The sequence below is a fragment of the Streptomyces sp. TSRI0107 genome (assembly GCF_001905845.1).
Taxonomy (GTDB): Bacteria; Actinomycetota; Actinomycetes; order Streptomycetales; family Streptomycetaceae; genus Streptomyces.
Map to the genome: position 1 here is coordinate 306,378 of NZ_LIVZ01000001.1, position 21,574 is coordinate 327,951.

Consider the following 21,574-nt stretch of genomic DNA (forward strand, 5'->3'; position numbering starts at 1 on the left):
GCCGGTCACGCCGAGTCGTGGAGCAGCCGGTCCAGATGGTCACGGCCCCCGTCCAGCAGCTCGGGCAGCGGGGCCGCGGACTCGTACCAGCGCTTCTCGTACTCCCAGCACAGCCAGCCGTCCCAGCCGTGCCGCGACAGCACCTCCACGCACTCGGCGAGCGGCAGCACGCCCGCGCCGAGCGGGAGCGGGGTCGTGTCGTCGGCGGAGGCGATGTCCTTCACCTGGACATAGCCGAGGTGCGGGGCGAGCGCCGCGTACGTCTCCGAGGGCTGCTCGCCGCCCAGCCAGGTGTGCATCACATCCCACAGGGCGCCCACGTGCCGGTGCCCGACCGGTCCGAGGATCCGGATCGCGTCGGCGCCGGTGCGGTGCGAGTCATGGGTCTCCAGCAGGATCCGCACACCCGAGTCGGCGGCCCACTCGGCGGCGACACCCAGGCGGCGGGCGGCCGCCGCGTCGGCCTCCTGCGGCGGCTGGCCCAGCAGGTCCGCGCCGGGGAACACCCGGACGTACGGGGCGCCCAGATCGCGGGCCAGGTCCAGCAGCCCGCGGATCTCCGCCAGCACCGGCTCGTCGTCACCCGGCGCCGCCACACGCGCGTACCCGGCGAGGCCGAGCAGCCGGACGCCGGACGCCTTGAACTCGGCGGCGACGTCGGCGCGTTCGCCCGGTCCGATGCCGGGATGCACCGGTTCCTCGCGGTGCGCGCGCAACTCGACCCCGTGATAGCCGTGCGCGGTCGCGAGGCGCAGTACGTCGGGGAGGGGGAGACCGGGGACGCCGAGAGTGGAGAACGCCAGTTTCATACTCAGCGACCCTACTCGCCCCTCCGCCGCGTCACTCCGCTGCCGCGCGCAGATCCAGCCGCCAGTCCTGCCCGACGAGATCCGCGCCGAAGGAGCGGTGCGGCTTCTCGGAGACCAGCGTGAAACCGTGCCGCAGGTAGATCCGCCGGGCCGCCGCCAGGACGTCGTTCGTCCACAGCACCAGCTCCCGGTACCCGACCCCGCGCGCGAACTCGACGACCGCCGTGACCAGCCGGTCCCCGATGCCGAGGCCGCGCGCCTCCGGTTCGACGAGCAGCAGGCGCAGCCGGGCGGTGCCCGCACCGGACGCCTCGTCCCGTACGCACATCACGGCCCCCACCGGCGCCCCGTCCAGCTCAGCGATCCACACCCGCTCCAGATGCGGATCGTGGTCCTCGGCGAAGTCGGCGACGATCCTCGCCACCAGCCCCTCGTAGTCGGTGTTCCAGCCGTACTCGGCGGCGTACAGCGCGGCGTTGCGCTGCACGATCCAGCCCAGGTCGCCGGGCGCGGGCGCGCGCAGCACGACGTCCTCCGGCCGGGGCGCCGACCGCTCCCCGGACAGCAGCGCACGGACGGTCCGCAGCGCCTCCGCCAGCCGTGGCCGGTCCTCCGGCGCGACCCTGTTCAGCAGCGCGCCGACCGTCTGCCGGGCCCGCTCGTCCAGCAGATCGGCGGTCTCCCGCCCCCGCGCCGTCAGCCGGATCCGCCGCCGCCGCGGATCCCGCTCCGACGGGCCGCGCTCCACCAGCCCGTCCTGCTCGAACTTGTTGAGGATGCGGGTCAGATACCCCGCGTCCAGATGCAGCTGGGTGCGCAGGTCGGCGACGTCGGTGCGGGGGGAGTGCGCCAGCTCGTACAGCACGCGGGACTCGGTGAGGGTGTACGGGGCGTACAGGTGGCGGCCGTAGTCCAGCGCGCCGATCACGTTCGTGTAGAAGCGGTTGAAGGAGCGGATGTCCTGGACGGTCATGGTCGGCCCCGATGGCGACTCGGTGAGTCTTTGACTCAGTCAGAGGTTCCGTCGGTGTCGAGCGTAGACCCGGGGCCGCTCCCCGTCCACGGCCGGCGGCCCGCCGGCTACTCGGCCGCGGCCCGCCGGTAGACGTTCACCAGCGTGCCGGTGCCGGACTTCGTCGTGGAGACCAGCTCGAACGGGAACATGCCCCCCTCGGCCGGGAAGATCGACTTGCCGCCGCCGAGCACCACGGGCATCACGATCAGCCGCAGCTCGTCGGCGAGCCCCTCGGCGATCAGCGTGCGCGCGAGGGTCGGGCTGCCCATCACCAGCAGCCGGCCGCCGTCGCCCTCCCGCAGCTTGCGCAGCTCGGCGACCGCCTCGGAGCCGGGGATGCGGACGGAGTTGTCCCAGGTCAGGTCGGAGTCGCTGAGGGTGTCGGAGACGACGTACTTGCGGATGGAGTTCATCCGGTCGGCGAACGGGTCCCCCGCCCGCTCCGGCCACGCCGCCGCCATCGTCGCCCAGGTCCGCCGCCCGAAGAGCAGCGCCTCGGCGTCCGCGAGGGCCGCGTCGAAGGCGCCGCCGACGACCTCCGGGTCGAAGTACGGGTGCGTCCAGCCGCCGTGCGCGAAGCCGCCGTCGGTGTCCTCCTGCGGACCGCCGGGGGCCTGGACGACGCCGTCGAGGCTGATGAACTCGCTGATGACGATGTGCATGGTGGTGTCTCCCGGGGCGGCTGACGTGCTGTCGGAGGTAAGACGGCCGACGGGGCCGAAAGTAATCGCCCGAGAGGAAGAAATCCTGAGACCGGCCAACTCTGCCTCTCGTCCGCACAGGGGAAACGCGATACGCGCCTAGTCAAACTTGACTAGACTGCCCGGCATGGCCGAGACGACGATCCCGATCCTGCCTTGCCGGACGCTCCAGCCCGTCCTCGACTTCTACACGGCCCTCGGATTCGAGGTGACCTTCCAGCAGCGGAGCCCGAACCCGTACGCGGCCGTCGCCCGCGGCGGCGTCCAGCTGCACTTCTTCGGCATGAAGCGCTACGACCCCGCGCAGTCCTACAGCACCTGCTACATCCGCACCGAAGAGATCGACGCGCTGTACGACTCCTTCCGGGCCGGCCTCAAGGCGGCGTACGGAAAGGTCCCGCTCCGCGGCCTACCGCGCCTCGGCCCGCTGAAGGACACCTCGCACGGCATGCGCCAGTTCCTCCTGACCGACCCGGGCGGCAACTGCCTCCGCGTCGGCCAGGAGATCAGCGAGCACCACCACCACCGCCCGGCCCCCGAGGAGACCTTCGCCAAGGCCCTGCACCACGCCGCCCTGTTCGCGGACTCCAGGGACGACCCCCGCGCCGCGGTCGCGGTCCTCGACCGCGCGCTGAACCTCCCGGACGAGCGCCCCACCCCGGTACAGCTGCTGCGCCTGCTCGTCCTCCGCGCGGACCTCGCCGCCCGCCTCGGCGACGACACCACCGCCGCGTCCACCCTCGCCACGGCCGCCGCGATCCGGCTCACCGACGAAGACCGGGCATCCCTGCGCGACGACCTCCACCGCCTGGAGGAACTGCGAGACCTGCTCACCACCACCGACGCCGAACACCGGGAGCCACCCCGGCGCCCGTGACGGCGCGCAGGCCGCAGAGGGCCGCCCTCTCAGCCCCGCGGCACCCCCGAAGACCCCCGCACCATCAACTCGCCCCGCACGGTCGCGATTCCGCCGGGCGGCGGTTCCTCGCGGGTCATCGCGATGCGGCCGGCGCGGGCTCCCGCCTCGGCCAGCGGCAGTCGTACCGTCGTGAGGGACGGCACCGCGTCGATGCTGAAGGGCAGGTCGTCGAAGCCGGCGACGGAGACGTCCTCCGGGATGCGCAGCCCGGACTCGCGCAGGGCGGCGCAGGCGCCGAGCGCGACGGAGTCGTTCGCGGCGACCACCGCGGTGATCGTCGGATCGCGGCGCAGGAGTTCGAGCGTGGCCTCGTAGCCGGAGCGGCGGTCGTAGCGGCCGTGGACCGTCCAGCGGGGGTCCTCCTCGATGCCCGCGGCGGCGAGCGCGGCGCGGTGGCCCTCCAGACGGTGCCGGGTGGTGGTGCGCTCCTCGGGGCCGGCGATGTAGCCGAGCCGCCGGTGGCCGAGGCCGAGCAGGTGTTCCGTCAGTTCCTTGCCGCCGCCGCGGTTGTCGAACGTCAGGGCGACGGCACCGGTGTCGGGCGCGGGCGGGCGCCCGCACAGCACCACCCGGGTCCCGGCCTCGGTCAGCTTCCGCAGCTTCGCCGCGACGGCCGCCGCGTGCGGGGCGTTCTCGACGGCCCCGCCGGTCAGCACCACGGCCGCCGCGCGCTGGCGTTGCAGCAGCGTGAGGTAGGTCAGTTCGCGCTCCGGCGAGCCGCCGGTGTTGCAGACGACGGCGAGCCGTTCGCCGCCCGCGCGTCCGCCGGGTCCGCCGATCTCGGACTGGATGGCACTGGCCATGATCCCGAAGAACGGGTCGGCGATGTCGTTGACGAGGATGCCGACGAGGTCCGACGTCGCGGCGGCGAGTGCGCTCGCGGGGCCGTTGAGGACGTAGTCCAGTTCGTCGACCGCCTTCAGGACCCGCTCCCGGGTCGAGGCGGCCACGGGATAGTTCCCGTTCAGCACGCGCGACACCGTCGCGGGCGAGACCTGGGCGCGGGCCGCCACGTCCGCCAGGGTCACCGTCATCTCGTCGTCCTCCGGTCGCGCGTCTCGCGCATCTCGCGCATCTGTCGTGCCTCGTCGTACGTCGTCGGCGTAGCAGGCGTCGCGGGGGGAGGCCGTCTCCCCGTCACGACGTCGTACACGGCCTCTTCGCCGCTCACGGTTCCGTGGCCGCTCACGGTTCCGTGCAGACCATAAGCCTGACGGCCCCGCTTGTTCGCCCCCTCGAACAAGTCGAGTGTGCAGTGGGCTTGTCCGGACCCCTGCCGAGAGGCTAGCTTCTCATCACATAGAAAGCGCTTGCTGTACCGCTCACCAGTCAGTGCCAGGGGGCGTACGCGGCGCGCACACCCCGCGTACGACGCCTACGAAGGGACCGACGTGACACGCAAGACGGTGCGTATCGCCATGAACGGTGTGACCGGGCGCATGGGCTACCGCCAGCACCTCGTCCGCTCCATCCTCGCCATCCGCGAGCAGGGCGGCCTCGACCTCGGCGACGGCACCGTGCTGTGGCCGGAGCCGATCCTGGTCGGCCGCCGCGAGCACGCGCTCAGGGCGCTCGCCGAGAAGCACGGCCTGGAGCACGTCTCCACCGACCTGGACGCCGTCCTCGCCGACCCGGCCGTCGACATCTACTTCGACGCCCAGGTCACCTCGGCCCGCGAGGAGGCGATCAGGAAGGCCATCGCCGCCGGCAAGCACATCTACACCGAGAAGCCCACCGCGACCGGCCTCGACGGCGCCCTGGAACTGGCCCGCCTCGCCCACGCCGCCGGCATCAAGCACGGCGTCGTCCAGGACAAGCTGTTCCTGCCGGGCCTGCTGAAGCTGAAGCGCCTCATCGACGGCGGCTTCTTCGGCCGCATCCTGTCCGTCCGCGGCGAGTTCGGCTACTGGGTCTTCGAGGGCGACTGGCAGACCGCCCAGCGCCCCTCCTGGAACTACCGCGCTGAGGACGGCGGCGGCATCGTCGTCGACATGTTCCCGCACTGGGAGTACGTGCTCCACGAGCTGTTCGGCCGGGTGCGCTCCGTCCAGGCCCTCACCGCCACCCACATCCCGCAGCGCTGGGACGAGAACGACAAGCCCTACGACGCGACGGCGGACGACGCGGCGTACGGCATCTTCGAACTCGACGGCGGCGCCATCGCCCAGATCAACTCCTCCTGGGCGGTCCGCGTCAACCGCGACGAACTGGTCGAGTTCCAGGTCGACGGCACCGAGGGCTCCGCCGTCGCCGGCCTGCGCAACTGCCGTGTCCAGCACCGCAGCGCCACCCCGAAGCCGGTCTGGAACCCGGACATCCCCGCCACCGAGGTCTTCCGTGACCAGTGGCAGGAAGTCCCCGACAACCAGGAGTTCGACAACGGCTTCAAGGCCCAGTGGGAGCTGTTCCTCAAGCACGTCTACGCGGACGCCCCCTACCACTGGGACCTGCTCGCCGGCGCCCGCGGCGTCCAGCTCGCCGAGCTGGGCCTGCGCTCCTCGGCCGAAGGCCGCCGTCTCGACGTACCGGAGATCTCGCTGTGACCATCCAGCTCCCCGACTCCAGGGGCGGGCTGCGGGCGTACGAACCGCGCACCGAACCCCTCGCCGTCACCCCCGGCGCCGCCTTCACCTCCCGTACGGTCTTCTCCGCGGCGCACGTCGTCGCCGACCCCTACGCCGACGTCACCCCCGACTCCCCGGCCGCCGTCGACTGGGACGCCACCCTCGCCTTCCGCCGCCACCTGTGGTCGCACGGACTCGGCGTCGCCGAGGCCATGGACACCGCCCAGCGCGGCATGGGCCTCGACTGGGCGGGCGCGGCCGAGCTGATCCGCCGGTCCGCCGCCGAGGCCAAGTCGGCCGGCGGCCTGATCGCCTGCGGCGTCGGCACCGACCAGCTCGCCTCCGGCACCCTCGCGGAGGTCCGCGCGGCCTACGAGGAGCAGCTCGCCGTCGTCGAGGAGGCCGGCGCCCAGGCGATCCTGATGGCGTCCCGCGCGCTGGCCGCCGCCGCGCGGGGCCCCGAGGACTACCTGGAGGTCTACGGCCACCTCCTGCGCCAGGCCGGCGAACCGGTGATCCTGCACTGGCTCGGCCCCATGTTCGACCCGGCGCTGGAGGGCTACTGGGGATCCTCCGACCTGGACGCGGCGACCGACACCTTCCTGGAGGTCATCGCCGCGCACCCGGACAAGGTCGACGGCATCAAGGTCTCCCTGCTGGACGCCCGGCGCGAGATCGACCTGCGCCGCAGACTGCCGCGCGGCGTCCGCTGCTACACCGGCGACGACTTCAACTACCCCGAGCTGATCGCGGGCGACGACCAGGGCTTCAGCCACGCCCTGCTCGGCATCTTCGACCCGCTCGGCCCGCTGGCCGCCGAGGCGGTCCGGGTCCTCGACACGGGAGACGTGCCGGGCTTCCGCGCCCTCCTCGACCCGACCGTGGAACTGTCCCGCCACCTCTTCCAGGCACCCACCCGCTTCTACAAGACGGGCGTGGTCCTCCTGGCCTGGCTGGCCGGCCACCAGTCCCACTTCACCATGGTCGGCGGCCTGCAGTCGGCCCGCTCCCTCCCGCACTTCGCCCGCGCCTACGAACTCGCCGACGGCCTCGGCCTGTTCCCCGACCCCAAGCTGGCGGAGGAGCGCATGAAGACCCTGCTGGCGATGTACGGAGTGACCCGGTGAGCGAGTCGCTGGAACGCTTCTCCATCAACCAGATGACGGTGAAGCAGCTGTCGATGCCCGAACTGACGTCGGCCTGCGCCGACCTGGGCGTCCGCAACGTGGGCCTGTGGCGCCAGCCGGTCCGGTCGTACGGCGTCGAGGCCACCGCCAGACTGGTCCGCGACGCGGGCCTGACGGTGACCACCCTGTGCCGGGGCGGCTTCCTCACGGCGATCGACCCGGAGGCGCGCGTGGCGGCCCTCGCCGACAACCGCCGGGCGGTCGACGAGGCGGCGGCCCTCGGCACCGACACCCTGGTCCTGGTCTCCGGCGGCCTGCCCGCCGGCTCCAAGGACCTGCACGGCGCGCGGGAACGCATCGCCGACGCGCTGGCGGAACTCGGCCCGTACGCGGAGCGGCACGGCGTACGGCTCGCCATCGAGCCGCTGCACCCGATGTACGCCTCCGACCGCTGTGTGGTGTCGACCCTCGCCCAGGCCCTCGACCTCGCGGAACGCTTCCCCGCCCACCAGGTCGGCGTCACCGTCGACACGTACCACATCTGGTGGGACGACCGGGCCCCGGAACAGATCGCCCGCGCGGGCGCGTCCGGCCGCATCCACACCTTCCAGCTCGCCGACTGGACCACCCCCCTCCCCGAGGGCGTCCTCAACGGCCGCGGCCAGATCGGCGACGGCGCGATCGACATGCGCGAGTGGAAGTCCTGCGTCGAGGCCGCCGGCTACACCGGCGCCATCGAGGTGGAACTGTTCAACGAGGAGCTGTGGGCACGGGACGGGCGGGAGGTGCTGGCGGAGACCGCCGCTCGTTTCGCCGAGCACGCGATGTGAGCGAGCAAGCGACTTCCCCGAACACGTGATGGAGTGAAGTCCTCCGTGTGATGCTCGGAGGCATGTACACACAGCTGGGCACGGTCACCGCACTCTGGCGCTACCCCGTCAAGGCCATGCTCGGTCAACGCCTCCGCGCCGCCGATCTCACCGCCCACGGCATGGCGGGAGATCGGCGGCTCGCGTTGCTCGACCCGGCGAGCGGACGGCCCGTCACCGCGGTCCAGCCACGGCTGTACCAGACGGTGCTGCGGTGCGCCGCGGCCATGGACGAGCGGGGCGTGGGCGTCCGGCTCCCGGACGGCACCACCGTGCACAGCACGGACACCGACGCCGACACCGCGCTCTCGGCCTGCGTCGGCAGACCCGTCACCCTCGCCCCCGCACCCGTACCCGCCTCCGTCTTCGAGGGCGCGCCGGTCCACCTGATCAGCACGGCCACCCTGAAGCGCCTGGCCGCCGAGAACCCGCGCGGTCTCGCCGAGCCCGAGCGGTACCGGCCCAATCTGCTGGTGGACACCGGCGGCGACGGCTTCGTCGAGAACGACTGGATCGGCCGCGAGCTGCGCGTCGGCGACGAGGCCGTGCTGCGCGTGGTCGCCGGAGCACCCCGCTGCGCCATCCCCACCATGGTCCACGGGAGCCTCCCCCGCGACCCCGAGGCACTGCGCATCGTCCGCCGCACCAACAGCATGCCCGCCCAGCCGGGCCGGGAGCCGGAGCCCATCGCCGGGGTGTACGCGGAGGTGGTGCGGGTGGGGAGGATCGCCGAGGGGGACGCCGTACGGGCGTGAGAACCGCGCGGTCGGAAAAATCTTGGAAACGCCGTGCAACCATCTCCCCACCACGCCGGTCGTACTAGGCATCAGGACTTCTGGAGGGGGATCCGGGGGGATCGCGGGGGTTCTGGCAGAGGGGGTAAGCCGAGGGGCCCGGTCGACGACCGGGCCCCTCGAAGCATTCCCGAGCGCTCTGAATCACACCCCGCTCAGAAGAACACCCCGCAACGCAGCAGCACGTTCGCGTACGGCCGTACCTCACCCGTGCGCACGACCAGCCGCGCGCCCGCCGACAGTGCCTTCAGACGGTCGTGCGGGACCAGGGCCAGCTCCGGGAAGCGCCCCTCCAGCAGCTCCGCCGCCGCCGGGTTCGACTCCCGGACCTCCGTCGCCGCCGTGGCGCCCTCGACGACCAGCTCCTCCAGCAGGCCCTCCAGCACCTCCGCGAACGACGGCACCCCGGCCCGGAAGGCCAGGTCGACCACGCGCGGGCCGTCCGGTACCGGCAGGCCGGCGTCACACACCAGCACCCCGTGCCCATGGCCGAGTTCGGCCAGCGCCCCGGCGAGATGGCGGTTCAGGATTCCGGCCTTCTTCACAGCGCCGCCACCTCCGCCGCGGTCGGGTACGACTCCTGCGCGCCCGCCCGCGTGACGGCCGCCGCACCGACCCGCGCCGCGTACGCCGCCGCCCGCGCGAGCGGCTCCCCGGCACCCAGCCGCCACGCCAGCGCCGCCGTGAACGCGTCACCCGCACCCGTCGTGTCCACGGCGTCCACCTTCACGGACGGCACCCGCGCCACCCCCTCCGACGACGCCACCAGCGCGCCCGCCGCGCCCAGCGTCACCACCACCGAACGCGGGCCCTTGGCGAGCAGCAGCCGCGCCCAGTCCTCGGGCTCGTCACCGACGCACGACTCGCCGAGCAGCACCTTCGCCTCGTGCTCGTTGACGATCAGCGGGTCGCAGGCGGCCAGCACCTCGGTCGGGAGCGGGCGGGGCGGAGACGGGTTCAGGACGAAGCGGCTGCCCGGCGGCAGGTTCCGTACGACCTCCTCGACCGTCTCCAGCGGGACCTCCAGCTGCGTCGAGACCACCCGGGAGGCGTGGAAGAGGCTGCCCGCCGCGCGGATGTCGCCCGGCGTCAGCCTCCCGTTCGCGCCGGGCGACACCACGATGCTGTTGTCGCCGGACGGGTCGACGGTGATCAGCGCGACGCCGGTCGGCGCCCCGCCCACCAGCACGCCCACCGTGTCCACACCGGCCGCCCGCTGCGCGTCCAGCAGCAGCCGGCCGTACGCGTCGTCGCCGACCCGGGCCAGCAGCGCCGTACGGGCACCGAGCCGGGCGGCGGCGACCGCCTGGTTGCCGCCCTTGCCGCCCGGGTGCACGGCCAGGTCGGAGCCGAGCACCGTCTCGCCGGGGCCGGGCCGCCGCTCGACACCGATCACCAGGTCGGCGTTGGCCGACCCCACGACCAGGAGGTCGTAGTCGTACATCAGTTGACTCCCCGTGTGTCAGCCGCCGAAGCCGGCCACGTTCTCCTCGGTGACCACCTTCACCGGCACCTTCACCGTCTCCGCGGTCTTCTCGCCGTCGGCGGCCCGCAGCGCGTTGCGCACCGCGATCCGGCCCAGCTCCTTCGGCTGCTGCGCGACGGAGGCGAACAGTGTGCCCGACTCCACCGCCTTCAGCCCGTCCGGCGTGCCGTCGAAGCCGACGACCTGCACGGACCTGCCGGCCTTGGCACCCAGCGCCTTGATCGCGCCGAGCGCCATCTCGTCGTTCTCGGCGAAGACGCCGTCGACGTCCGGGTGGGCCTGAAGCAGGTTCGTCATCACGTCCAGGCCCTTGGTGCGGTCGAAGTCGGCCGGCTGCTTGGCGACCACCTCGATGCCCGGGAACTCCTTCAGCCCGGCGGCGAAGCCCGCCCCGCGCTCACGGCTGGCGGACGTGCCCGCCTGGCCCTGCAGGATGACGATCTTCCCCTTGCCGCCCAGCTTCTCGGCGAGCGCGCGGGCTCCCAGCCTGCCGCCCTCGACGTTGTCGGAGGCGACCAGCGCCGCCGTGTCCGCCTTGTTGACGCCCCGGTCGACGCCCACGACGGGGATGTCCGCCTTGTTCGCCGCGCGCACCGAGGGGCCCGCCGCGTCGGAGTCCACCGGGTTCACGATGATCGAGCCGACGCCCTCGCTGGTGAAGTTCTGCAGCTGGTTGGCCTGCTGCGAGGCGTCGTTCTGCGCGTCCGTCACGGTCAGGTCCACGCCCAGCTTCTTCGCCTCCTCCTCGGCACCGGCCCGGATCTGCACGAAGAACGGGTTGTTCAGCGTCGACAGCGACAGACCGACCTTCTCGTTCCTCGCCGCCGAGGACCCGTTGTGCAGCAGCGAGGTCGCACCGACGACCGCCGCCGCGACCACCGCCGCGAGCACGTACGTCAACGCCTGCCTGCCCTTGTCACCCCCGCCGCCGGCCACCGGGGTCGCCGCCCCGGCCTTGCGCCGCACCGTGTCCAGCAGCACCGCCAGCGCGATCACCACACCGATGACGACCTGCTGCCAGAACGCCGACACCGACAGCAGGTTCAGGCCGTTGCGCAGCACCGCCAGGATCAGCGCGCCGATCAGCGTCCCCGACGCCTTGCCGGTGCCGCCGGCCAGCGAGGCGCCGCCGATGACGACCGCCGCGATCGCGTCCAGCTCGTAGCCCTGCGCGGCCTGCGGTTGCGCCGAGGACAGCCGGGACGCGAGCACGATGCCCGCCGCGGCGGCGAACAGGCCGGACAGCGCGTAGACGGCGAGCTTCTGCTTCTTCACCCGCAGCCCGGACAGACGGGCCGCCTCCTCGTTGCCGCCGATCGCGTACATCGAGCGGCCGATGTACGTCCGGCCCAGCACGAACGCCGTGAGCAGCCCCATGACCACCATCACCAGCACCGGCACGGGCAGCCAGCCGCCCAGCGTGTCACCGAGATGCGACACCGACTCCGGGAACGCGATCGGGGAGCCCTGCGAGATCACCAGGGACAGACCGCGGGCCACCGACAGCATCGCCAGCGTCGCGATGAACGGCGGGAGTTTGCCGTACGAGATCAGGAAGCCGTTGATCAGGCCGCACACGATGCCGGTGGCGACGGCGAGGAGCACCGCCAGCGCGACCGGCACGCCCTCGCTGGTCGCGCTCCACGCCAGCACGGTCGCGGACAGCGCCGCCACCGAGCCGACCGACAGGTCGATGCCCGCCGAGACGATGACGAAGGTGACGCCGAAGGCGAGGATCGCGGTGACGGCCGCCTGGACGCCGATGTTCAGCAGGTTGTCCGTCGTCAGGAAGTCCCCGGACAGCGCCGACAGCGCGACGACGAGGACGATCAGCGCGGTGAGCGCGCCGTTGTCGAGCAGCAGGCGGCGCAGGCCGCCACCCGGCCCGGAGGCGGAGGCGCCACCCGCGCCCGCCTTGCTGTTGAGCGTGTCAGTGGCCACGGGAGGCCTCCGTTTCCGTATCCGTTTCCGCAGGAGTGGTGGGGGCGGCGGGGGTGCTGACGGCGAGCGCCATGACGGCGTCCTGGGTGGCCTGCCCGGCGGCGAGTTCACCGGCGATCCGGCCTTGCGCCATAACCAGGACCCGGTCGCTCATGCCGAGGACCTCCGGCAGATCGCTGGAGATCATCAGCACGGCGGCGCCCGCGGCCGTCAACTCGTTGATCAGCTGGTAGATCTCGACCTTCGCGCCGACGTCGATACCGCGCGTCGGCTCGTCGAGGATCAGCACCTTGGTGTCGGCGAGCAGCCACTTGCCGATGACGACCTTCTGCTGGTTGCCGCCGGACAGAGTGCGCACATGCTGCCCGAGGCCCGCCATCCGCACGCCGAGCTGCCCGGCGATCCGCGCGGCGGCCTCGCGCTGCCCCTTGAGGTCGACGAGCCCCGCGCGGGTGGCCTTGCGCAAGGTCACCAGCCCCAGGTTCTCCTCGACCGAGGCGTCCAGCACCAGCCCCTGCCCCTTGCGGTCCTCGGGGACGAGCCCGATCCCGGCGGCCATCGCCGCGTTGACGTCGTGCCCGCGCAGGCGACTGCCCGCGACCTTCACGGCACCCTTGTCGTACGGGTCGGCCCCGAACACCGCCCGCACGACCTCCGTCCGCCCGGCGCCGACCAGCCCCGCGACACCGACGACCTCACCGGCCCGCACCTCGAAGCTGACGTCGTGGAAGACACCGTCCCGGGTGAGCCCCTCCACGGAGAGCAGCGCGGGACCGGTCTCGGCGCGCTCACGCGGATACTGCTGCTCGATCGACCGTCCGACCATGAGCCGCACGAGCTCGTCCTCGGGGGTGGAGGCGGGCACCTGCCCCACACTCCGCCCGTCCCGGATGACGGTCACCCGGTCCCCGAGGGCGGCGATCTCCTCCAGGTGATGCGTGATGAACACGATTCCGACGCCGTCCTCGCGCAGGGCACGCACGATCGCGAACAGCCTCTCCACCTCTTCGGTGGTCAGCACGGCCGTCGGCTCGTCCATGATCAGCACGCGCGCGTCCAGACTGAGCGCCTTGGCGATCTCGACCATCTGGAGCCGCGCGATACCCAGGTCCCGGACACGCGCGCGTGGCGACACGTCGACCCCGACGCGCTCCAGCAGCACGGCGGCCTCGGCCTCCATCCGCTTCCGGTCGATCATCCCGAGACGACGCGGCTGCCGGCCCAGGAAGATGTTCTCGGCGACGGTGAGGTCGGGGACGAGATTGAACTCCTGGTAGATGGTCGCGATCCCGAGCCGCTCGGCGTCCTGCGCCCCGCCGATCCGCGTCTCCTCACCCCCGACCACGATCCGCCCGGCGTCGGGACGGTAGGCGCCGGAGAGCATCTTGATGAGCGTGCTCTTGCCGGCTCCGTTCTCACCGAGCAGGACGTGCACCTCACCGCGGCGCAGATCGAAGTCGACACCGTCGAGGGCGACCACGCCGGGGAAGGCCTTGCGGATGCCTTCGATACGCAGCAACTCGTCACGCTGCAACTCGTCGGGGTCGCTCACGGCGTACTCCTTCGTACCGGGGAGGGGGTTTCACCGCAGGAGCGGCGTACGACGAGTCGGGCGTGCAGGGTCACGGACCGCGGGGTCCGCCCCTCGATGCGGTCCACCAGGGCCCGTACGGCGGCCCGGCCCAGCTCGCCCGTCGGCTGGGCGATCGCCGTGATCGGCGGATCGGTGTGCACGAACCAGCGGATGTCGTCGAACGCGGCGAGCGCGATGTCGTCCGGTACGCGCAGCCCACGCGCGCGTACGGCGTCCAGCGCGCCCAGCGCCATCAGGTTGTCGGCGGCGAAGACGACCTCGGGCGGCTCGGGCAGGTCCAGGAAGCCCTCGGTGACCCGGCGTCCGCTCTCGGCCTGGAAGTCGCCCTGGCCGATGTAGGCGTCGGGGAGCGGCAGCCCGTACTCGGCCATGGCCTCCCGGAACGCGGCCACGCGCTCGCTGCCGGTGGTGGTCGCGGCGGGGCCCGCGATGATGGCGAGCCGCCGGTGCCCGAGCCCGTGCAGGTGCGCGACGAGGTCCCGTACGGCGTCCCGCCCGTCCGCGCGGACCACGGGTACGTCGACCCCGGGGATCCACCGGTCCACGAACACCATCGGCGTCCCCGCGCGGGCGGCGTCCAGCATCAGCGGGGAGCCGCCGTCCGTGGGGGAGACGAGCAGCCCGTCGATCCGCCGGTCGAGCAGCGTACGGACGTGATGATCCTGGAGCTCGGGCCGCTCGTCGGCGTTGCCGATGATGACGCTGTACCCGAGCGCGCGGGCCTCCTCCTCGACGGAACGGGCCAGCTCGGTGAAGTACGGGTTGAGGACGTCGCTGATGACCAGGCCGAGCGTGCGGGTCTGATCGGTACGCAGCGACCGGGCGACGGCGTTCGGCCGGTACCCCAGCGCCTCGACGGCGGCCAGCACACGGGCCCGCGCGTCGGCACTGACCGACGGATGATCGTTCAGTACCCGCGAAACCGTGGCCACGGAGACGCCGGCCTCGGCAGCGACGTCCTTGATGCTCGCCATCGCCGGTTCCACCTCCTCGTGGAATCGATTACATCGGTGCTGGGGGTGATTGGAATCGATTACACGGGGGTTGATCAAGCCCGGGGGGTGTTGTCGCAACCGGATTGTGATGTGGGGGGCTCGGATGAGCGGGGGTGATGAGGGGGCGGCGTTTTCGGCGCCGCGTGCTTGAGATGTGGCTGTTGGGGCCGCCCGCTTCTTGGTCAGTGTCGTGCTTCCGCGAGCCGAGTAAAGGGCGCTTCACTCCGCTGCGCTGCGTTCCGCGTCGGCTCCGCCGATGGGCCTGCGGCCCACCCTTGACTCGGCTCGCTCCAGCACGGGGGAGAAGCGAGCGGGCGGCCCGGAGAGTGGGGGCCCTCTGTCGGTTTCCGGTGCCGGGGGTTGGCTTGTTGGGCGGGGCGGGGGCGCGTCGGCGGGATGGGGGCACGCCGGGTGGGCTTGGCGGCTTTCGGTCGGTGGGGGGTGATGGTCGGTTGGGGGGGGTGACGGGCGGGGGGATGGTTGGAAGGTTTGGGACGCCGAGTGGGAGGGGCGGCGTAATCGGGAGGCGGGGGTGGCCGTGATGGGCTGGCCCAAAGGTTCCGATGGTCCAGGTTGGCCGGAGGTGTGAGGGCATGGCCCTGGGTGCTCATTGCTCCTGGCGGAGTTTGTCGAGCTCCTTCGCGAAGGCCTTCATCTCCGCGATCAGATGGTCGCGTGCGGTCGCCTGCGTCTTGTCGCCCTGGTCCTTGAACGCGTCGCTGAAATGTGGCTGGAGCTGGGTCCACCAGCCGAAGTCCAGCATCGCCCACGCCTGCGGACACAGCGGGGCGCGGGTTTTCGGGAGGTAGCCCGCGTCGACCAGGGGCCCGTGGAACTTCTTCGGGTCGCTTCCCTCCAGGTAGCAGAGGAAGTTGAAGACGCGTTGCTGGGTGACGGGGTGATCGCTCGAGAGCCCTTCCAGCGTCAGCTTGCCCTCCTCGCGGGCGAGCTCGTCGAAGAGGAGTGCGGCTGCCAGCGATGGGCCCGGTCCGACCTCGTTGACGGTGTAGAACGAGGCGAACCCGTCGGCGGCGTCCTCTTCGAGGCCGAGGTTCGCGAGCAGGAGCTGACGCTGGAGGGCGTGGCCCATCTCGTGGCCGAAGACGAACTGGGTCGACAGTGCGGTCAGGTCGTCGGTGTTGTAGCTGGCCGGGGGGAACGGAGCGGGGCGCTCGACCGTCTTGACCACCTTGCCGAGGACTTCCTGGATCTGGGTCAGGAACGGCGGGGGCACGAAGATCGTCCTGCCGTCGGGCTGGGTGACCGCGTCGGTGACCCCCGGTGGGACCTTGTCGGTGACCTTCACGACCATGTCGTGGGGGAGGGCGACCGAGGCGTTCACCCAGTCGGCGACCTGCTCCAGCACGCGGGACTTTTGGATGACGGTCACGGCCTGCTGGTCCTTCGGCTTGATCGTGTCGTCCTCGTAGACGACCGTGACCTTGCCGTTCGCGTCGTCGGCCTTGTCGCTGCCGGCGGCGCAGGAGACGACTGTGAAGCCGGCGATGAGCAGTGTCCCCGCGAAAGCTGTCCTCCACATGGTCGAGTGCAGAGCTCCCTCGCAGATCCGGAACCAGCTGAGCGTCGGCCCCGCCGGGGTGACACGCCCAGCATGTCCACGCATCTCGACGCCTGTCGCGCCGGGCTCCGCCAACGGGTGGGCAAGCCCGGCACCGGCTCACTCCGTTTCGAACAGCTCCGCCGCGTCCGTGGCCTGCACGGCTCGCTTGGCCCAGACGTCGAGCTGGTCCAGGTCCGTGCAGTTGTTCACTCGCTCACGAACGGTGTCGGGCACGGGGATGCCACGCCACTGCAGGATCTGAAGCACCATCTCGGCCTTCCCCTCGGCCCGCCCCTGCTCCCGCCCTTCCTCGCGTACCTGCTCGGCCAGCGGGTGTCGCCAGAAGTACTGGATCGCCGTCATGAGGTCCCTCCACATCTGCTTCGCCTGGGGATCGGCCAGGCATGAGTCGACGAACTGCACGAAGACCGCGGCACTGTCGGAGTCGATGGTCCGCAGGGCGGATGCCAGGGCTTCCAGTATGGCCGGGGCCTGCCGGCCGCGCCCGTGTGTCATGGCCGAGAGCACCGCGAGGGGTACGTCCCTCTCGGCTTGCCGCTCGTCCGCGATCACCGGCACGTTGTCCGGGCCCAGCACAAGCGGTCTTACCGTCAGGGAGTCCCAGCCCGGGAAGCCGAACCGGATCGGCTGCGAAGCCCACTTCGCCGTCGCGCGGCTCTGGGTGATGACGATGAGCACCGGCTCGCACCGGTACTTCTCGTGCAGGTAGGACAGGTAGTAGGGCCAGCTGCCCCGCTTGCGGGGGTCCACCTCCCCCTGCGACTCGACGACGAGGAGGTACGTGCCCTCGTCCGTCTCCGCTCGCAGCAGCGTGTCCACTCGGCGCTCGACCGGTTCGATCTCCGTCAGGTCGACGTTCAGTGCGGCGATCTCCCGTGGTTCGGGAAACGGCACGTGCAGCACCCGCTGTAACGCCCGGGTCAACAACGCCGGGTCCTTCTGGAAGATCCGGTGCAACGCCTCATGCGACGAACCGACCATCACGCTGCCTCCAACTCGCACCACACGTACTTCCCCCGGTCGCCGTGACTCGCCAGCGGGTGCCACCCCCACAGAGCGGCGCAGGCCCGTACCAGTGCGAGCCCCCGCCCCTCCTCCAACTCCGTCACCTGCTCGCAGGTCACCGGTGGTTCCGGTGGTTCCGGATCCGTGTCCCACGCCCCGATGCGGAGCGTCCCCGGCGGTGTCCAGCGCACCCGCAGGGCGGCCGGCCCCTTGGTGTGCCGTACGGCGTTGGAGATCAGCTCCGTCGCCAACAGCTCGGCGGCGTCGGTGATGTCGCTCAGCCCGTGCATGGTCAGGATCAGGCGGAGGGTGCGGCGGCTGATGGTGACGGCACGGAGGTCGTTCGGGATGGAGAGGGAGTACACCCACGGTTCGCTATCGGGCATGCGTCAACTCCGTCAGGTCGGTTGGGAGTCATGGGGAGGGGCGGGCGGTGTCATGTCGCCGCGTCATGGCAGGAGGGAGCGGTGCGCTTCCGGCGCCCCGGTTTCGCACGGTGTGCGTTGCTTCGCTGAAAGTAGGGCCACAATTTGGGACCGTGCAAGTCGTTGCCGTAATCTGCCGCTCGAACGAGTTGCTGCCGCCCGGTAGTTGAGAGCAAGGAGGGACCCATGCCGCGCAGGCGACAGCCCACCGCTCGACAGGAGCGCCTGGGCGCTGAACTGCGCAAACTGCGTGAGGCTGCCGGCCTCAAAGGGCGGGATGCCGCCGCGCTGCTCGGAACGGACTCGACTCAGGTAAGCCAGATCGAGTTCGGTACGGCAGGCGTGAGTGAGGAACGTGTCAGGCGGCTGGCGGCTCACTACTCCTGTGCGGACGCCGAACTGATCGAGGCGCTCGTGGCAATGGCCACGGACGGGACCCGAGGCTGGTGGGAGGAGTTCCGCGGCCACTTGCCCACCGCTTTCCTCGACCTCGCCGAGCTGGAGTTCCACGCCTGCTACCGCTGGGACGTGGACTTCTTGCATGTCCCCGGCCTTCTGCAGACCGAGGACTACGCCCGAGCGCTCTTCTCCTATGTGAACCCTGAGTTCCCGCAGGACGAGGTGGCCCGCAGGGTGGAACACCGCATGAAGCGCAGGGTCATCATCGAAGGTGCCGACCCGATCCCGTACGAGGCGGTGATCCACGAAGCGGCACTACGCATCAGGGTGGGCAGCCGAGCCGCAGCACGGGCTCAGCTGACCCGTGTGCTGGAGCTCTCTGAAGCAGACCACGTCAACGTGCGCGTCATCCCCTTCGATCTGGACGACTTCGGCGGAGCCGGCAGCGCCATGGTGTACGCGGGTGGCCCGGTCTCTCAGCTGGACACTGTGGTGCGCGACGGCCCTCACGCCACGTCGTTCATTGACGCCCAAGCTCAACTGGACCGCTTTCGAACGCTCTTCCGTAGGCTGGAGGCAGTGTCCCTGGAGCCTGAACGCTCGCGGGACTTCATTCATCGGCTGGCGAAGGAGCTGTGAGGCCATGACCCCCGAGACCTGGCGGAAGTCGTCATACTCCGGCGGCGGCGAAGGCAATGCCTGCGTGGAGGTCGACCAGAGTCACTCCCGCATAGCCATCCGCGACTCCAAGGCCCCGGCCAGAGCTCACCTCACCTTCCCGGCCGATGCCTTCACCGCCTTCCTCGAAGCCCTGAAGAAGCCGACGCAGGCACGGCCATGACTACCCCGGGTACTTGGCGGAAGTCGTCCTACTCCGGCGAGGGCGACGGCAACGAGTGCGTGGAGGTCGCCACCTCTCACACACGCATAGCCATCCGTGACTCCAAGACCCCGGCCAGAACCCCCCTCACCTTCCCGGCCGACGCCTTCGCCGCCTTCCTCGAAGCCCTCAAGAACCCCCCGCGCCCCTGACAAGTACCCACTGTCACACCCCACCGGTACCGTCGGATCATGCCCAACCAGACGGCAGCCGCCCCCGGCGAGCGACGACTCGCCGTCCTTGAAGGTGTGCTCGAACGGATCACGTACGCCAATGAGGAGAACGGCTACACGGTCGCCCGTGTGGACACCGGCCGCGGTGGGGGTGACCTCCTCACGGTCGTCGGTGCGCTGCTCGGTGCGCAGGTCGGGGAGTCCTTGCGCATGGAGGGCCGCTGGGGGTCGCATCCCCAGTACGGCAAGCAGTTCCATGTGGAGAACTACACCACCGTGCTGCCGGCGACCGTGCAGGGTATCCGCCGGTATCTGGGGTCCGGGCTGGTGAAGGGCATCGGGCCGGTCTTCGCGGACCGGATCACGCAGCACTTCGGCATGGACACCCTGAGGATCATCGAGGAGGAGCCGAAGCGGCTCGTCGAGGTGCCGGGGCTCGGGCCCAAGCGGACGAAGAAGATCGCCGACGCGTGGGAGGAGCAGAAGGCGATCAAGGAGGTCATGCTGTTCCTGCAGACGGTGGAGGTGTCCACCTCGATCGCCGTGCGGATCTACAAGAAGTACGGCGACGCCTCCATCGGCGTCGTGAAGAACCAGCCCTACCGGCTCGCCGCCGACGTCTGGGGCATCGGGTTCCTCACCGCGGACAAGATCGCCCAGTCGGTCGGCATCCCGCACGACAGCCCGGAGCGGGTGAAAGCGGGGCTGCAGTACGCGCTGTCGCAGTCCGCCGACCAGGGGAACTGCTATCTCCCCGAGGAGCGGCTGATCGCCGATGCCGTGAAGCTGCTCCAGGTCGACACCGGGCTCGTCATCGAATGCCTCGCCGAACTGGCCGAGCCGGGCGAGGACGGCGGCGACCCAGGGGTCGTACGGGAGAAGGTGCCCGGCCCCGACGGGTCCCCGGATCCCGTGACCGCCGTCTACCTGGTCCCCTTCCACCGCGCCGAACTCTCCCTCTCCGCCCAGCTCCTGCGCCTGCTCCGCACCGAGGAGGACCGGATGCCGGGCTTCCGGGACGTCGACTGGGACAAGGCGCTGGGCTGGCTGAAGGGGCGCACCGGCGCCGACCTCGCGCCCGAGCAGGAGGCCGCCGTCAAGCTGGCGTTGACGAAGAAGGTGGCCGTACTCACCGGTGGGCCCGGCTGCGGCAAGTCGTTCACCGTGCGGTCGATCGTGGAGCTGGCCCGTGCCAAGCGGGCCAAGGTGCTGCTGGCCGCGCCGACCGGCCGGGCCGCCAAGCGGCTCGCCGAGCTGACCGGTGCCGAGGCCTCCACCGTGCACCGGCTGCTGGAGCTGAAGCCGGGCGGCGACGCGGCGTACGACCGGGAACGGCCGCTGGACGCCGATCTGGTCGTCGTCGACGAGGCGTCGATGCTGGATCTGCTGCTCGCCAACAAGCTCGTGAAGGCCGTGCCGCCGGGCGCCCATCTGCTCTTCGTCGGGGACGTGGACCAGCTGCCCAGCGTCGGGGCGGGGGAGGTGCTGCGAGACCTGCTCGCCGACGGCGGCCCCGTTCCCGCCGTTCGGCTCACCCGCGTCTTCCGGCAGGCCCAGCAGTCGGGCGTCGTCACCAACGCGCACCGCATCAACGCGGGCCAGCACCCGGTCACCGACGGACTGCAGGACTTCTTCCTCTTCGTCGAGGACGACACGGAGGAGGCCGGACGGCTCACTGTCGATGTCGCGGCCCGCCGGATTCCGGCCAGGTTCGGGCTCGATCCGCGCCGGGACGTGCAGGTGCTGGCGCCGATGCACCGGGGGCCGGCGGGCGCGGGCACGCTCAACGGGCTGCTTCAGCAGGCCATCACCCCGGGGCGGCCGGATCTGCCGGAGAAGCGGTTCGGCGGGCGCGTTTTCCGTGTCGGGGACAAGGTCACCCAGATTCGTAACAATTATGAAAAAGGGAAGAACGGTGTCTTCAACGGCACCGTCGGTGTCGTCACCTCCCTCGACCCGGTCGACCAGCGCCTGACGGTGCTGACGGACGAGGACGAGGAGGTGCCGTACGAGTTCGACGAACTGGACGAGCTGGCCCACGCCTACGCGGTGACCATCCACCGCTCGCAGGGCAGTGAGTACCCGGCCGTGGTGATCCCGGTCACCACGGGCGCGTGGATGATGCTCCAGCGCAATCTGCTCTACACGGCGGTCACCCGGGCCAAGCGGCTGGTCGTCCTCGTCGGTTCGCGCAAGGCGATCGGCCAGGCGGTGCGCACGGTGTCCGCCGGACGGCGGTGCACGGCGCTCGACTTCCGGCTCTCCGGCGGGTCGCCGGCGGCGTGAGGTCGGGCAT

21 protein-coding genes are annotated in these 21,574 nt (G+C 71.2%); 9 read left to right on the forward strand and 12 right to left on the reverse strand.

Translation table 11 applies throughout. The annotated features are described in order from the left end of the window. Positions 1–5 precede the first annotated feature (5 nt). The 3 genes from AMK31_RS01340 to AMK31_RS01350 all read right to left on the reverse strand — a co-directional run bounded on the left by AMK31_RS01340 (position 6) and on the right by AMK31_RS01350 (position 2,486). The gene (locus AMK31_RS01340) at positions 6–809 is read right to left on the reverse strand and encodes a sugar phosphate isomerase/epimerase family protein (RefSeq protein WP_073938393.1); all 804 of its coding nucleotides are present in this window, start codon (positions 807–809) and stop codon (positions 6–8) included. Between the two features lie 31 nt (positions 810–840). Continuing rightward, on the reverse strand, positions 841–1,782 hold the full coding sequence (locus tag AMK31_RS01345; protein WP_073938394.1) for a bifunctional helix-turn-helix transcriptional regulator/GNAT family N-acetyltransferase: 942 nt from the start codon (positions 1,780–1,782) through the stop codon (positions 841–843). 107 nt (positions 1,783–1,889) lie between these two features. Beyond that, positions 1,890–2,486, reverse strand: coding sequence for a dihydrofolate reductase family protein (locus AMK31_RS01350; RefSeq protein WP_073938395.1), 597 nt, complete (start codon positions 2,484–2,486; stop codon positions 1,890–1,892). Between the two features lie 166 nt (positions 2,487–2,652). On the opposite strand from AMK31_RS01350, the gene AMK31_RS01355 reads away from it, so the two are divergent. Further along, complete coding sequence (locus AMK31_RS01355) at positions 2,653–3,402, forward strand: bleomycin resistance protein (RefSeq protein ID WP_073938396.1); 750 nt, start codon at positions 2,653–2,655, stop codon at positions 3,400–3,402. A 29-nt stretch (positions 3,403–3,431) separates the two neighbouring features. On the opposite strand, the gene AMK31_RS01360 is transcribed toward AMK31_RS01355, so the two are convergent. After that, positions 3,432–4,478 carry a LacI family DNA-binding transcriptional regulator gene (locus AMK31_RS01360; protein WP_073938397.1) on the reverse strand — a complete coding sequence of 349 codons (1,047 nt, stop codon included), beginning with the start codon at positions 4,476–4,478 and terminating at the stop codon, positions 3,432–3,434. Between the two features lie 357 nt (positions 4,479–4,835). On the opposite strand from AMK31_RS01360, the gene AMK31_RS01365 reads away from it, so the two are divergent. The 4 genes from AMK31_RS01365 (at position 4,836) to AMK31_RS01380 (ending at position 8,759) form a co-directional block, all read left to right on the forward strand. Continuing rightward, positions 4,836–5,987, forward strand: a complete 1,152-nt coding sequence (locus AMK31_RS01365) for a Gfo/Idh/MocA family protein (RefSeq protein WP_073938398.1) — start codon at positions 4,836–4,838, stop codon at positions 5,985–5,987. Next, positions 5,984–7,135, forward strand: coding sequence for a dihydrodipicolinate synthase family protein (locus AMK31_RS01370; protein ID WP_073938399.1), 1,152 nt, complete (start codon positions 5,984–5,986; stop codon positions 7,133–7,135). The genes AMK31_RS01365 and AMK31_RS01370 overlap by 4 nt, the downstream gene beginning before the upstream one ends. A gap of 32 nt (positions 7,136–7,167) precedes the next feature. Continuing rightward, positions 7,168–7,965, forward strand: a complete 798-nt coding sequence (locus AMK31_RS01375; RefSeq protein WP_198948413.1) for a sugar phosphate isomerase/epimerase family protein — start codon at positions 7,168–7,170, stop codon at positions 7,963–7,965. A gap of 62 nt (positions 7,966–8,027) precedes the next feature. Beyond that, positions 8,028–8,759, forward strand: coding sequence for an MOSC domain-containing protein (locus AMK31_RS01380; protein ID WP_073938934.1), 732 nt, complete (start codon positions 8,028–8,030; stop codon positions 8,757–8,759). 194 nt (positions 8,760–8,953) lie between these two features. On the opposite strand, the gene rbsD is transcribed toward AMK31_RS01380, so the two are convergent. The 8 genes from rbsD to AMK31_RS01420 form a co-directional block, all read right to left on the reverse strand. Further along, positions 8,954–9,343: a D-ribose pyranase gene (rbsD, locus tag AMK31_RS01385; protein WP_073938401.1), complete on the reverse strand. Its 390-nt coding sequence runs from the start codon at positions 9,341–9,343 to the stop codon at positions 8,954–8,956. Further along, positions 9,340–10,242: a ribokinase gene (locus AMK31_RS01390; protein WP_073938402.1), complete on the reverse strand. Its 903-nt coding sequence runs from the start codon at positions 10,240–10,242 to the stop codon at positions 9,340–9,342. Before AMK31_RS01390 ends, rbsD begins: the two co-directional genes overlap by 4 nt. 18 nt (positions 10,243–10,260) lie before the next feature. After that, positions 10,261–12,225, reverse strand: coding sequence for an ABC transporter permease/substrate-binding protein (locus AMK31_RS01395; protein ID WP_073938403.1), 1,965 nt, complete (start codon positions 12,223–12,225; stop codon positions 10,261–10,263). Continuing rightward, positions 12,215–13,777, reverse strand: coding sequence for a sugar ABC transporter ATP-binding protein (locus tag AMK31_RS01400; RefSeq protein ID WP_073938404.1), 1,563 nt, complete (start codon positions 13,775–13,777; stop codon positions 12,215–12,217). The genes AMK31_RS01395 and AMK31_RS01400 overlap by 11 nt, the downstream gene beginning before the upstream one ends. Further along, positions 13,774–14,793 carry a LacI family DNA-binding transcriptional regulator gene (locus AMK31_RS01405; protein WP_073938405.1) on the reverse strand — a complete coding sequence of 340 codons (1,020 nt, stop codon included), beginning with the start codon at positions 14,791–14,793 and terminating at the stop codon, positions 13,774–13,776. Before AMK31_RS01405 ends, AMK31_RS01400 begins: the two co-directional genes overlap by 4 nt. Before the next feature lie 628 nt (positions 14,794–15,421). Next, a complete protein-coding gene (locus AMK31_RS01410) occupies positions 15,422–16,354 on the reverse strand; it encodes a DUF4344 domain-containing metallopeptidase (RefSeq protein ID WP_073938406.1) in 933 nt (310 codons plus the stop codon). Between the two features lie 138 nt (positions 16,355–16,492). Next, positions 16,493–17,377, reverse strand: a complete 885-nt coding sequence (locus tag AMK31_RS01415; protein WP_073938935.1) for a hypothetical protein — start codon at positions 17,375–17,377, stop codon at positions 16,493–16,495. Continuing rightward, positions 17,377–17,787, reverse strand: coding sequence for an ATP-binding protein (locus tag AMK31_RS01420; RefSeq protein WP_073938407.1), 411 nt, complete (start codon positions 17,785–17,787; stop codon positions 17,377–17,379). The genes AMK31_RS01415 and AMK31_RS01420 overlap by 1 nt, the downstream gene beginning before the upstream one ends. A 225-nt stretch (positions 17,788–18,012) precedes the next feature. On the opposite strand from AMK31_RS01420, the gene AMK31_RS01425 reads away from it, so the two are divergent. Genes AMK31_RS01425 through recD2 form a run of 4 tightly spaced genes read left to right on the forward strand, consistent with a single transcriptional unit; the run spans position 18,013 to position 21,564 of the window. Further along, complete coding sequence (locus tag AMK31_RS01425; RefSeq protein WP_073938408.1) at positions 18,013–18,864, forward strand: helix-turn-helix domain-containing protein; 852 nt, start codon at positions 18,013–18,015, stop codon at positions 18,862–18,864. 4 nt (positions 18,865–18,868) lie between these two features. Then, a complete protein-coding gene (locus AMK31_RS01430; RefSeq protein ID WP_073938409.1) occupies positions 18,869–19,066 on the forward strand; it encodes a DUF397 domain-containing protein in 198 nt (65 codons plus the stop codon). Further along, complete coding sequence (locus tag AMK31_RS01435) at positions 19,063–19,257, forward strand: DUF397 domain-containing protein (RefSeq protein WP_073938410.1); 195 nt, start codon at positions 19,063–19,065, stop codon at positions 19,255–19,257. Before AMK31_RS01430 ends, AMK31_RS01435 begins: the two co-directional genes overlap by 4 nt. 39 nt (positions 19,258–19,296) lie before the next feature. Beyond that, positions 19,297–21,564, forward strand: coding sequence for an SF1B family DNA helicase RecD2 (recD2, locus tag AMK31_RS01440; RefSeq protein ID WP_073938411.1), 2,268 nt, complete (start codon positions 19,297–19,299; stop codon positions 21,562–21,564). Positions 21,565–21,574 lie beyond the last annotated feature (10 nt).